This window comes from Bartonella sp. HY761, assembly GCF_026743145.1.
In the GTDB taxonomy this organism is placed as follows: domain Bacteria; phylum Pseudomonadota; class Alphaproteobacteria; order Rhizobiales; family Rhizobiaceae; genus HY038.
Window position 1 is genome coordinate 55,449 of sequence record NZ_CP104887.1, and the last position, 13,265, is coordinate 68,713.

Sequence of the window (13,265 nt, forward strand, 5' to 3'; positions counted from 1 at the left end):
TTGCTTTTACTTATGAAAAAATTTAGGTGCATCATTCAAACTATACGCTGCTATTGGCATTATTTTTTAAAAATAACTATTTTCAATAAAAGCTCAGCGTGTTGAATAATCTATCAAGATTACAGTTAAGTGACAGTATTATTTTTCTTTCCCAAAATTTAATTGAACTAAGTTCAATTGATAATTGTCTTAAGTTTAATGGTATAATTCGCTTCATTTTTTAATGAAAATCACGAGATTTCGGTAAAATGCGCACCTGTCGTGGATGGCGTGCGCTATTATTATCATTATCAGTGAAGCGCTCGGGCATTTGGGCAAGATTTAACAGCTCGCTTGTTTGGTCAATAATTTTCTTCGCCACCACATGCACCACGCCTGATGACGCATCACGCTCAACATGACCATGCACCTCGATTAATTTTGCACTCATCACCTCACGGCGAAATTGCGCCAAAACTTTTGTCCACACCACGATATTGGCAATGCCGCTTTCGTCCTCAATGGTTAAAAATACCACGCCTTTTGCGCTGCCAGGTCTTTGCCGCACGGTTACAATGCCGCAAATTTTAACTCTTGTACCATGGTTGCAATTTTGTGTAGCGCTTACACAATCAATAACTTGCCTTTTTGCCAAATTGGCTCGCAAAAAACTAACCGGATGGGCTTTTAGCGATAGGCGTGTGGTTTCATAATCCGCAATCACTTGTTCACTTAGTTCCATCACTGGCAATATTGTTTTTTCTTCCATGCCAATATCTTGAGCATTTACTTGTTTAAACAGCGGCAAGGTTTCATCATCGGGTAAGCGCCGCGTTGCCCATAGGCTTTCACGCCGATCAAGATTGAGCGAGCGGAAACAATCGGCATCGGCTAAAAGATTATAGGCGCGCCGTGGCAGAGCAAGACGGTGATGTATTTCTTCAATGGAATGAAAGTCACCGTTTTCTTGCCGGTTTTTTGCAATGATCTCTGCCCATTGTCGTGAAAATCCGTTAATTTGCCGAAAGCCTAAACGCACGGGAAAAAAACATTGCTGGGATTGTTTTATGTCCTTTTTTTCCAAATGATTATCCCAAAAGGAAAGATTGATATCAATCGGCTTAATCATCACACCATGCTCTCTTGCATCGCGGATAATTTGCGCTGGTGCATAAAATCCCATCGGCTGCGAATTTAATAAAGCGCAGGCAAAGACATCAGGATAATGGCATTTTAAAAATGCCGAAACGTAAACAAGATGGGCAAAGCTTGCTGCATGACTTTCGGGAAAGCCATATTCGCCAAAGCCTTCAATTTGTTTAAAGCAGTTTTGTGCAAAACCAATATCATAGCCACGCTTTACCATGCCGCCAATCATCTTGCCGCCAAGACTGCTTAATTTACCCGTGCGGCGAAAGGTTGCCATGGCGCGGCGTAAATCATTGGCTTCATCAGGGGAAAATCCTGCCGCATCAATAGCAATACGCATCGCCTGCTCTTGAAAAAGCGGAACCCCAAGAGTTTTATTTAATACTTGTTTCAGCTCGTCCTTTGGGCCAAAAGCTGGATCGGGGGAGGGGAAGGAAACTTGCTCTTGCCCATTGCGGCGGCGTAAATAAGGATGCACCATGTCACCCTGAATGGGGCCGGGGCGGACAATGGCTACTTGAATAACCAAATCATAAAAATTTTGTGGTCTAAGACGCGGCAGCATATTTATTTGCGCGCGGCTTTCTACCTGAAAGACGCCGATAGAGTCGCCTTTTTGGAGCATGGCATATGTTTGTTCATCATTTGCTGGTAAAGTGTAAAGACCATGATTGATGTGATAAAATTGCTTTAACGATAAAAAAGCCTTACGGATCATAGTTAGCATACCAAGCGACAAAACATCTACTTTCATCAGCTTGATTTCGTCAATATCATCCTTATCCCATTCAATAAAAGTGCGATTTTCCATAGCGGCAGGGCCAATGGGTACAATTTCATCAAGGCGCTCACGAGATAAAACAAAGCCACCAACATGCTGCGATAAATGGCGCGGAAATCCAATCAACTCACCAACAAGTTGCAAGGCAAGGTAAATACGCGGATTATCAGGATCAAGACCAGCTTTTTGTATATGCTCGCCTTTGGCCTCTCCGCCGTGAGATCCCCATATCGTACCGGCAATAGCATTGGATATATCTTCGCCAAGGCTTAAAACTTTACACACGTCTCGAATTGCACTTCGTGCGCGATAGCTAATAACAGTTGCAACTATGGCTGCTTTTTCTAAACCATAACGGCGGTAAATATATTGCATCACCTCTTCACGCCGCTCATGCTCAAAATCAACATCAATATCGGGCGGTTCATCGCGTGCTTTTGAGATAAACCGTTCAAACAAGAGATCTATTTCATTGGGATTAACATTGGTTATACCAAGGCAATAGCAGATGGCAGAATTGGCGGCTGATCCGCGCCCTTGGCATAAAATGCCCTGTTCTTTTGCAAAAGAAACAATATCATAAACAGTTAAAAAATAAGGTGCGTAATTAAGTTCATCAATTAAAGTAAGTTCTTTTTGAATGATGGCAGTGATTTTATCTGGAATTGCATTTTTATAACGCTCATTTGCGCCTTGCCAAGTAAGATCGCTTAAATAGTTTTGCGGATCCTTGCCTTGTGGCACTGGCTCATCAGGATAGCTATAGGAAATTTCATCAAGTGAAAAGTGAATGGGAGCAACAAAGTCTTGTTGCGCTAAAAGACTATCGGCGTAATTGCGGTAAATTCGCTGTAATTCGATTATCGGCTTCATATGTCTTTCAGCATTTTTAGCAAGCTGATAGCCAGCTTCATCAAGACTTGTATGTAAGCAAATTGCGGTAAGAACATCTTGCAATGGTCTGCGCTCGCTACGATGATAAAGAATATCTGTCGTGGCAATGAGCGGAATATTTACCTGTTGACTAAGGGTCAGTAATTTGGCCGCCCGCCTTTGATCGCTGCCCATATAGGCCATATCAAGAGCAAGCCAAACTTGCCTTGGTGCAGCATTGACAATTTGCAATAATTGGCTTTTTAAAGTTTCAATCTCTTTAATAGTGGGAATGGTTGCTGGTGCAATTGTAATAATTTGGAAAAACCGCGCGCGAAAGCAAAAATCTGCCCAGCTAATATGGCACTGCCCTTTGATTTGTGAGCGCATTTTTCCTTCGCTTAATAGGCGGCAAAGCTGGCCATAGGCTGCACGGTCACGCGGATAAACAATTAAATCAGGCATATTATCGGTAAATTGTAAGCGGCAGCCGACAAAATAGCGAAAATCTGGATTTTCTTGCTGTATTTTACGGGCTGCGGTTAAGCCACGAATAATGCCGGCAAGACTATTAATATCGGCAAGGCCAATGCCGCTATATCCAAGCTTCGCGGCTTCCTCAATCAGCTCATGGGGGTGGGATGCGCCTTGCAAAAATGAATAATTGCTGCGTGTTACCATTTCAAAAATTGCAACCATTTTGGGCTACCTTGAATTTTTAAGCAAATAGGCCATGCAAAAACCATTTTGGCGAAGCTTTTTCGCTGTAAAGTCCATAGCGAAAAATCCAAAAACGCCGGCCAATTTCATCTTCCACCCGATAATAATCGCGGGTGGGTGCAGAATTTTTCCACCATTCTGCACCAATACGCTCCGGCCCTTCAGCAAGGCGGATACGGTGTAAAACACGTCGCCAACGAAAAGAGGCAGGTGGGCTGTCGGGAACGGCAGCCACCACATCAATCGGTTGCGGCGGCACAAAAATGCGGCAGGGGCGTTCTGCGGCCTCTTGATTTTGAGCAAAAAACATCGCCTCATCAAAACGATCTGTTTTTACCTTGCCGGCATAAAGCGCAGGTTGCCATGCAAAGGCTTTTTCGGGGATATGGCTTTGGTGAAGCTCAAGGCGTAAAACCCGATCATGTCCTAAACGGGTGGAAAGCCTGTCAATAAAGCTAGTAATTTCACTATTATCTTGGGATTTTACAAATAGATTTTGCTCTACCGCAACAATTTTTTCACATTCAAGAGCTGCAAAAGCAAAAGCATCAAAACCATAACCAATATCCAGTGGCGTTGTCAAAGATGTAAGACGCTCTTTAATCAGCCGCATCAATTGTGCCGCTTCGTTTAAGGGCTTACTTGTTTCAATGGCAATGATTTGCCGTGCGCCATCAACTCTGAAAAATGCAATATGGATAAGTTTTGCACCTTCACCGCGATCACGCAATTTTTTACAAAAATCTTGTGCTAAAGGTTCTAATACGACAATCATCTGATCTTCGTTCATTACTGGATCATTAAGGCGGCCAATTTTATAGCATAAAGGTTTAGGCGTAATTGGTGAAATGGGGTGATGTTTCTGCCCATAGAGTAATTGTAATTTAGTAACTGGTACTGCGCCAAATCGGGCATTTAATGCAGCGGGTTTTAAATTGCGTATTGCACCAATTGTTTTAAAGCCAGCCTTGGTCAAGCCATGATAAATTGCCCCCTCAAGCTCTAAGGCTTTAAGTGGCATTATATCAAGTGTAGGAGCTAAATTTTGCTTTTCAACAATTCCACCCTTGCCAAAACGCGCAAAAATACGTGCCGCATGGGGTGTCGTCGTGATGGCGGCTTTGGTTTCAAACCCCAAATTTTGATAAAATTCTATAACCCTATCAAGCATATTTTTTGCACCACCAAAAAGATGATCGCAACCGGTAATATCAAGCATTAAACCAAAGGGAAGATTATAGGCAATAAGCGGCGTAAAACGCTCAGCCGCTTCAGCCAGCCATTTTAAACAAGCATTATCCTTATGCGGCTCGCTCATTTGTACTTCAAATTCTGGAAAAATGGCTTTAGCTTCGCTCATGCTTTGGCCAATATAAAGTCCTTTTGCTGCTGCCTGCCGGTTAATAGCAGTGATAACCAACCCCGATGCCTGACGGCTAATTAAAGCCAAGGCATTGTTTTCACTTTTAACTGGCGTGTTTTTTTGCCTTAAACGCATGATCCAATTGGTTGGTAGGTATGGAAAATAAAGGGCGAGATAAAGTCGGTTCATTAAAGGTTTTGTCATGAAAGTTCCATTCCATAGACCAATGGCCAATGCCGCCTGAGCGGTTACGAATAAGTTCAACATCAAAAAAAGGCGCGCCGGGTGCCATTGCACCCGATGAGATTGATTGGCCACTTGCTATGCGCCAACGTGTAAAAGCACTGCTGGTTTTGGGGGCGTTTTTGGCCATAAGCATGAAAGCTGGAATATTGTTTTTTTCACTGGCAAGATGCAGACGGCGGCTGGTGGTGAAATCCAATGCTTTGCAACTATCCGATAGGCTTAAAACAACACCGCTAATATTTTTTAATTGTAATGCGTCATCACCAGCTTTTAAAACATCGGTTAAATGGGCGCAGCGGATAAGGATTAATTGCGAAGGGTCAAGCCCCATAGCAATAATACCATAGGGATTTAAACCACCATATTCAAACAAAATGCCATCATCTTCAATCCAGATAAGCGGTTGTAAGCTTGGACCTTTATTGGCACGTAAAATTAAAGCTAACACAAAACCATAAGCGGCTTGCCAATGCGATGGGGCAGGGACAATTTCATGTAATGATCCACGCAAAATTGGCTTTATAATCTCATCTGCTTCACTTAAACCTAAGCAAAAATGGGTAAATTCAACATTATTTAGGCTTTGATGATTATAATTTTTATCAGCTTTATGGAAATGGTCTATTTGATTATTTGATAAAATTTGCGCAGCTGGACGGCCTTCCATTTTGGCAATTTGCTGACGCAATTTGTTTAAATTAGCTTTATCCATGCTCGACTCACATTTAATATGTTCCTGTTTTGTTCTTTATGCGGGATAAAGCAAAAAGAGTCAAGATTTCAAAACTAGTAGTAAATTATACAAAAGTGAGTTTTATAAATAGTCAATCACTAGGGGCTGGACTATTTCGTTCAAATTAATGGAGTTTGACTCTAAAGCGGTAAAGCCCAAATAGGAGTAAACAAAGTAAATGATAGAGATCATAAAAGGTTTTAAATATAATCTTTCGCAAAATGAGTTAAATTCTTTACTTGAAATGGGCTGGTTTCTAACAAGAAATGTTGATATTGAAAGAAATGTCTAGGGTCAGAACCTTTTAATTTTATTGATTCACATTTTAGTTGATTTATGATTCGTTGGTGTGACGGAGGTAGCCAATGAGTGAAAGTCAGATGGCGCGGATATCACCTTATTTTCCATTATCGCATGGGGTGGCACGTGTTGGTGATATGCGCGTTATCAGTAGGATTGTTTATGTTATTAATCATGGCCTGCAATGGAAAGATGCTCTTAATAATTATGGTCCGCACAAAACCCTTTATAACTCCCTTTTTCGCTGGAGCCGATTGGGTGTGATTATTCGCATTTTTGCAGAGCTCGCTGGGGAAGGTCCAAAACCTCAGCGTAACATGATTGATGCAATCCATCTTAAGGCACACCGCACAGCAGCAAACCTGCTTAAAAAGGGGATGTTCTCCGTCGTATTGGACGCACAAAAGGTGGCTTGAACTCAAAACTGCATACAGTCGTTGATCAAGATGGAAAGCCGCTATGCCTGTTATTGTCAGAAGGTGAGATGAGCGACTATAAAGGCGCGGCTCTTCTGTTACCAGTTTTGCTTGAAGCGCAAGAACTTATTGCTGACAAAGGTATTGACACTGACTGGTTCAGGCAAGCCTTATTTGACAGAAAAATCAAGCCTTGCATTCCCCCTGAAAAGGTAGGACATCGAACATCTACTTTGACAAGGCAACCTATAAATTACGTCGTAAAATTGAGAACTTGTTTGCAAAACTTTAAACTTGGCGACGTATTGCAACAAGATACGATCGATGCGCACATACTTTCTTTTCAGCAATCAGTATCGCTGCAGCCGTCATATATTATATCAATTAATGAGTCCTGACCCTAGAGATATGAAAAATGAACAAGGTAGGTCTCTATTAAATTCACCTAACTTAGAACTTGCGACAAGACCACATATTATTTCTAATTAATACTTCAATTTTGAAATTTTTTAAGTTATAAGACAAATTAAATTTGCATATTATGCATAATTATTTAGCATTAATAGAGGGTTAAATCGGGATATAATTATGAATTTATTTAGTGCTTTGAAATTTAAATATTCAATATCATCAATAGCAGTTACTATAGCTCTTGGTTCAAGTGTAGCATGTACAGTTTATCTACAATCTGCAATTGCTGATACAATTACATATAATGGTACCACAACGGAATTTGAAGCATTAAATAATGATAGTTTTTATTTCCCGGGACAGTTACAAAATAATAATAAAGCTGTTAAAACCTCTTCTTTAAATAATAATACTGTAACAATTTCCGATACCACCTCTTTAGGAGCAAATTATAATGCTCCCAATCGAGTTTACGGCGGATGGTCTCAAAATAGCAATGTAAGCAATAATACTGTAAATATGACTGGTGGAATTGTTGAAAGTGGTATTATAGGGGGACTATCAGTTGAGGGCAATGTCGATAGTAACACTGTTACCATATCTAGTGGGAAAATATTGCAAGATGTAATGGGTGGTTATTCCAATGATGGACAATCAACAAATAATAAAGTTACCATTACGAATGCTTTAATTGGAAGAGATATTTTTGGTGGACAGTCAATAAACGGCAACGCAGTTAATAATAGTGTAAACATTTCAGGCGAAGCGACCGAGGTTAATGGTAATATTGCGGGTGGGAATGCAAATAAAGGTATTACATCAAAAAATACTGTTATTATTGAAAATGCTAAAGTTATTGGTAGCGTTCAGGGCGGCAGTGCATCCGGGCAGATTACATCAGATAACAGTGTTATAATTAATAATGGTACAGTTGATGGGAGTGTTATAGGCGGCTTTACAAGTAGCGCAGATGCAACAAATAATACCGTTTCCATTAATGGTGGTCAATATAAAGGTACAATCATCGGTGGCTATACAAGTGGTGCAGCTGCAACGGATAATAAGGTTTCTATAACTGGCGCAAATATTGCTAACAATATTTACGCGGGATATAATGCTGGCAGTGACGTAACTACACGCAATGAACTAACGCTTAACGGGAACACTATTATAAGCAAAAATGTATATGGCGGTTTTAGCAGAACTGGAGCTGTCACTGAAAATAAAGTTTCAATTACCGATTCATCTATAACTGGAAATGTTTATGGTGGATATAGTGATATTGGCACAGCAACGCAAAATACAGTAACACTTAATGGTACAAACGTTAAAATTTCGGGTAGTATTTATGGAGGCGACGGGCGTTTTAGTGGGTTTGAAACTCATGCAGCTGGTAACACATTAAACCTTAATGGATATCGTGGAACTGTTTCTGGTATTTATAATTTTGAAAATTATAATTGGATATTACCAACAGATGTCGTCAACGGTGATACGCTTGTGACAATTACAGGTCGTAACGCGGTTGATCTTACGAATACTCGGCATACAATAAATATGTATAATGATGGTAGCCGCTTATCTAACGGTGATAAAGTCACCATGATCAACAAGACACAAGGAAGCTGGGTAGCGAGCGGACCTTATGTCATCAATCAAGGTGAGTTTATTGTTTATAACGCCACTCTTACCCAGCAAAGCAACGGTGATAAGCCGCTTATCTTGACAATTGGATCAACACCTGTAGATCCCACACCGCCAACAACACCTGTGGATCCCACACCGCCAACAACTCCAGTAGATCCCACAACACCAACAACACCTGTGGATCCCACACCGCCAACAACTGCTGTGGACCCAACAGCCCCCAATACGGCAGGTGAGCAATCAGCTGCACGCCTTAACCCACAATCAAAATCTTATTCTGAAGGACGTGCGGCGGCCCTAGCTTTTACTAGTCAAGGCAGTGATCTAATAGGCACAAGTGTTAACGGTATTCGCGCACAAGCTTTTGCCCATGATTCGGACACTTCAATCGTACCTTTCATAATTATGAATGGTTCGTCACAACGCAACAATACAGGCAGCCATGTCGATATTAAAGGCTTTAATATGGCACTTGGTATTGCAACGGGTTTTGAGTTTGGTATAGGTCACAAGACAACCGTTGGGGCTTTCTTTGAATATGGCCGCGGTACCTATGATACCTATAATAGCTTCACCAATTTTGCCTCGGTTTATGGTGATGGTGATAGCAATTATAAGGGCGGCGGTATTTTGGGTCGTATCGACTTCGCCAATACGGGGCTTGGACGTGTGACTAACCTTGCTACAGACCAAGCTGATGGTATCTACCTTGAAGCATCAATCCGTGCCGGTCGTACCAGTAGTAAATTTGATGTCGGCAATAATATGACACCCTTTGGTATACTTGAAGGCGCTTACAGTGGTTCTTATGATAGTAAGAGCAGCTATTATGGTGGCCATGTTGCTGGTGGCTATGTATTTAACTTTGATGAAAAGCAATCCCTTGATGCATATGGTCGCTATTTATGGACACATATGGATGGTGATACAGTCAATATAGGCTATGAAAAGCTACGTTTTGATAGTGCAACCAGTTCACGCATGCAACTAGGTGGTCGCTATGGCTATGCTTATAACGAGCAATTTAAACCTTATTTTGGCGCCACCTATGAATATGAATTTGATGGTGAAATTGCAGCTAAAGCCTATGAGTTTAACCTTGATAAACCTTCACTTGGTGGCAGTACTGGCATATTTGAAGCTGGCTTTAATATTCAACCGATAACTACTAATAAGGCTTTAAGTTTAGATGTTAATGGGCAAGGTTACGTTGGTCAACGTCAAGGCGGCGGCGGCGGCGTAAAAATTAAATACCAGTTTTAAGCATTAATATGAAATGCTTATGTTATAAGGTAATGACATAAATATATACCACTTAATTCTACTTATAAAAATTGAAAGCCTGTATATTACTTAATATACAGGCTTTTCTTTTAGCCTTTTGATTAACAAATATTTTTAAGAAAATATTGTATGTAAACTAAGCACTTTTTTGTAATAGGTGGATTAAGATTTTATTTGTGATAACTTATCAAAATCGTTCCTTTTAAAACATCCCATATGGGGTGAAAAAGTTTAGTCTTTAAGCTTGTTAGCTTATAGGATACCTTAGATAAGTGAACTTAAAAGCAGGTTATGTTTCCCTCGCATGAGGACAATTACTTTTTATTTATCCTCCCATTTAGCAACTATAATATGATATAGGCTATTTTTCAGCTTGGCTTACGTGAAGCGCCGCAGCACTGTTTCCCACGCTGATGGCTTCTGCGAGTGAAGCGCCTTTGAATATCTCTGCTGCAAGTACCCCAATAAATTTATCGCCTGCACCATGAGTGCTCACAAGTTTAACCTTTTGGGCTGGAATTTGCCCTGTCTCACCGTTTTGGCAGGCAAATGCAACGCCATCGCCACCAGCCGTAACAACAACGGTGGGATAATCTTTAACCAAAATTTTTGCGGCTTCCAGCGCAGCTGTAAGCGAGTTGATTGGTGCACACTTGGCTAATGCTTCGGCTTCAACTGTGTTGACAACCAAAATATCAATAAGTTTTACGAGTTGTGAAGATAATGGGCGCGCTGGTGCTGCATTTAAAATAACTGTTCCCCCAGCCTTGTGCATGGCTTGCGCCGCATGAACATTTGCTGTGTCTTGTATTTCATTTTGTAATACAAGAATTGAACCGTTACAAAATACGTCTTGGGCTGCGATTACGTCGTCTTCACATAAGGCAAGATTACTACCCGAAACAATAACTGCACCATAATCGCCTTCTGCATCGAATATAGCAACACTCATGCCAGAGCCTTCACCTTCAATAGTGCGCAGCCAACGGGTGTCAACGCCATTATGATTGAAATTATCTTTTAAAACCTGTCCAAATGTGTCTGATGCTACCACGCCGATCATAACGGATTTTACGCCATGATTTGCCGCCGACACAGCTTGATTACCGCCTTTCCCGCCACATTTAGGGTGCCATGCCGTACCAGCAACGGTTTCACCTTTTTTTGGGCGGTCTGGGCTTTTAACAATGATGTCGTAGTGAATACTACCAAATATAACAACGGCAGGGGTGATGGTCATATGAATTTATCCTTGCGCTTGGAGGCAACCGCAGCTCTGGTCTTGTTAAGACCACGTTCGGCGGCATCATAGTCACGTTGTGCGACAGCTACGAAAATAGCATCGAGAATATTGAGCTGCGCAATGCGAGCCGCAGCGTTTTCGCCCATTAATGGCGAGCCTTGTGCTGTGGAACATAAAACAACATCAGCTTGTTGGGCAAGTGGAGAGGATTTATAATTGGTAATAGCAATTGTGCGTGCACCATTGCGGCGTGCCAATTGTAATGCCTCGATGACGGCAACTGTATTGCCTGAATGAGAAAAACCGATGGCGATATCCTCATGCCCAAGTAGCGATGCCGACATCAACATAATGTGAGAGTCATCATAAACGCTGGATCTAACCCCGATACGAAGAAATTTATGCGCGACATCACGCGCAATTTGGGCTGATCCGCCTGCACCATAAAAATCACGTTGCCGTGCATTATAAATGAGATCTGCAGCGCGATCAAAAGCTTCAATGTCTATAATCGCCAAGGTTTCTTCTAAAGCTTGAATAGAGGTGCGAAAGACTTTTTGCACGATTTGCTGTGATGTATCTTCGGGCGAAAGTTCTTGATGCATTTCGGCAGTAGGCAAGCGGTTATATTCGCTAACGGCACTGCGAAAATCCCTATAGCCGGCGAAGCCTAGCTTCTTTGCAATTTTAACTACCATAGCTTCGGATACGCCAGCTTCTTCAGAAAGTTCTTTAAGCGGTGTTTCATCGTCAAATCTTCTAAGCGAAAAAACCGTTTCAACCACTCTTGTTTCAAGAGGGGTAAGGAGCGGCATCATCATTCGAATATGAGGCCCGACGGCTTTGAAGTTTTTGTTAAATTTCATTGACGTTGCTTTCTCAAATGAATGTTAAAAATTATAGATTGCAATTTAAACCAGTTGGGTAATCTTACCATTATAAATAAGTATAAAAATAGGCATATGGATCATAAAATTTATGTGTGTAATTGGGCTTAACCTCTCACTTGAGATCGAAATTTTTGATAAGATATTTCAATATTTCTAATATTAGAGCATTTTTATCAAAAGTGTAAAATGACTTTTTAAAAATGCTCTAATTTGGCTTTTGCAAAAATTGCTCTATGCGCCAATCAATGCTTCATTAACAATGCGCATAGCGCTCACCGCATCTTGCTGTGCAATAGCTTCTCCAAGGCGATTATCGGCGTTTAGCTGATCGGCAATGGTAAGTAATCGCGTTACTGTTGCAATATTTGCTTCGCATTCGGCTACAGGGTCAAGACCGCTTGCATCGGGAAATGTGTCAAAGTAAAGAACACCGTTATAACCATCATTACGAATTTGCCGTAAAAGTTCAAGGGTGGACCGCATATGCACCGCCCCCACCATTAAACCATCATCACGTTTGGCGTAACCATCATTAAGATGCACGCCTAATAAGCGGCTGAAACGGTGGATTAGGGATGCTGCAAATGCGGGTTGTTCGCCGCAATAAAGCGAGTGGGCAAAGTCAACAGTAACCCCTAGATTAGGAGCGCCAACATTTTGGATGGCAAGTAAGGTTGTTGCAGCATCGCGCAATAGGGCCTGTGCTCTTGGCTCATCTGGTTTATATTCGATGCTGATCATACATTCAGGGTCATGTTCTGCAACCTCGCGAATGCCTTCAATTTCCCAATCCCAAACTTGCCCATAATCTAGTTGGAAATTATAATCAAAGCCATCTTGTCCTAGCCAAAGAGTCATCATATTGGCGTCCATCGCCCGCGCCGCATCAATACCACGCTTGGTTAGATCAATCGCTGCGCGCCTTACATCCTTGTTAGGATTGGTAAACGCACCCATTTTGAAGCTTGGATTTGTATAATAGCGCATAGCAAGCCCGCTAATATTTAAGCCAAGATCATTAATGCGCTGACGTACTGTTGCTGGATCATCAAGGACATGATCGGGATAGTTTAAATCTACATCGGTGAGACCATTGGCCTTGGACGCTCGTTCAACCATTTGCAAAAGGGTTGGCTTGCTTGTTTGGTCTGGCCATGCAAGATGAGGCGCGGAAGCAAAAGAGTTAAGGCGGGTTGCAAAACGAGTGAGGGACATAATAATTCTCCAGAA

The 13,265-nt window shown here is 41.5% G+C and carries 7 protein-coding genes and 1 pseudogene; 2 read left to right on the top strand and 6 right to left on the bottom strand.

From position 1 onward, the window contains the following. Positions 1-220: 220 nt before the first annotated feature. The 3 genes from N6A79_RS00210 to N6A79_RS00220 are packed head-to-tail and all read right to left on the bottom strand — an operon-like array spanning position 221 to position 5,823. Complete coding sequence (locus N6A79_RS00210) at positions 221-3,481, bottom strand: error-prone DNA polymerase (RefSeq protein WP_268546512.1); 3,261 nt, start codon at positions 3,479-3,481, stop codon at positions 221-223. A 19-nt stretch (positions 3,482-3,500) separates the two neighbouring features. Beyond that, a complete protein-coding gene (locus tag N6A79_RS00215; RefSeq protein WP_268546514.1) occupies positions 3,501-5,069 on the bottom strand; it encodes a Y-family DNA polymerase in 1,569 nt (522 codons plus the stop codon). After that, positions 4,969-5,823 carry an ImuA family protein gene (locus tag N6A79_RS00220; protein ID WP_268546515.1) on the bottom strand — a complete coding sequence of 285 codons (855 nt, stop codon included), beginning with the start codon at positions 5,821-5,823 and terminating at the stop codon, positions 4,969-4,971. Before N6A79_RS00220 ends, N6A79_RS00215 begins: the two co-directional genes overlap by 101 nt. A 386-nt stretch (positions 5,824-6,209) precedes the next feature. Here N6A79_RS00220 and N6A79_RS00225 point away from each other — a divergent pair. Both N6A79_RS00225 and N6A79_RS00230 read left to right on the top strand, forming a co-directional pair. Next, a pseudogene (locus N6A79_RS00225) lies at positions 6,210-6,948 on the top strand (IS5 family transposase). A gap of 200 nt (positions 6,949-7,148) precedes the next feature. Further along, a complete protein-coding gene (locus N6A79_RS00230; RefSeq protein WP_268546516.1) occupies positions 7,149-9,881 on the top strand; it encodes an autotransporter outer membrane beta-barrel domain-containing protein in 2,733 nt (910 codons plus the stop codon). Positions 9,882-10,263: 382 nt separating this feature from the next. Here N6A79_RS00230 and N6A79_RS00235 read toward each other — a convergent pair whose 3' ends face one another. The 3 genes from N6A79_RS00235 to N6A79_RS00245 form a co-directional block, all read right to left on the bottom strand. Next, entirely contained in the window at positions 10,264-11,142 is an 879-nt protein-coding gene (locus N6A79_RS00235) for a ribokinase (RefSeq protein WP_268546517.1), read from the bottom strand. Continuing rightward, positions 11,139-12,011, bottom strand: coding sequence for a MurR/RpiR family transcriptional regulator (locus N6A79_RS00240; RefSeq protein WP_268546518.1), 873 nt, complete (start codon positions 12,009-12,011; stop codon positions 11,139-11,141). The genes N6A79_RS00235 and N6A79_RS00240 overlap by 4 nt, the downstream gene beginning before the upstream one ends. A gap of 255 nt (positions 12,012-12,266) precedes the next feature. Beyond that, positions 12,267-13,250, bottom strand: coding sequence for a sugar phosphate isomerase/epimerase family protein (locus tag N6A79_RS00245; RefSeq protein WP_268546519.1), 984 nt, complete (start codon positions 13,248-13,250; stop codon positions 12,267-12,269). Positions 13,251-13,265 lie beyond the last annotated feature (15 nt).

What these genes read in the sequence shown, in the direction of transcription:
- N6A79_RS00210 (WP_268546512.1), bottom strand. Translation starts at nt 3,481, where the DNA reads ATGGTTGCAATTTTTGAAATGGTAACACGCAGCAATTATTCATTTTTG.
- N6A79_RS00215 (WP_268546514.1), bottom strand. Translation starts at nt 5,069, where the DNA reads ATGACAAAACCTTTAATGAACCGACTTTATCTCGCCCTTTATTTTCCA.
- N6A79_RS00220 (WP_268546515.1), bottom strand. Translation starts at nt 5,823, where the DNA reads ATGGATAAAGCTAATTTAAACAAATTGCGTCAGCAAATTGCCAAAATG.
- N6A79_RS00230 (WP_268546516.1), top strand. Translation starts at nt 7,149, where the DNA reads ATGAATTTATTTAGTGCTTTGAAATTTAAATATTCAATATCATCAATA.
- N6A79_RS00235 (WP_268546517.1), bottom strand. Translation starts at nt 11,142, where the DNA reads ATGACCATCACCCCTGCCGTTGTTATATTTGGTAGTATTCACTACGAC.
- N6A79_RS00240 (WP_268546518.1), bottom strand. Translation starts at nt 12,011, where the DNA reads ATGAAATTTAACAAAAACTTCAAAGCCGTCGGGCCTCATATTCGAATG.
- N6A79_RS00245 (WP_268546519.1), bottom strand. Translation starts at nt 13,250, where the DNA reads ATGTCCCTCACTCGTTTTGCAACCCGCCTTAACTCTTTTGCTTCCGCG.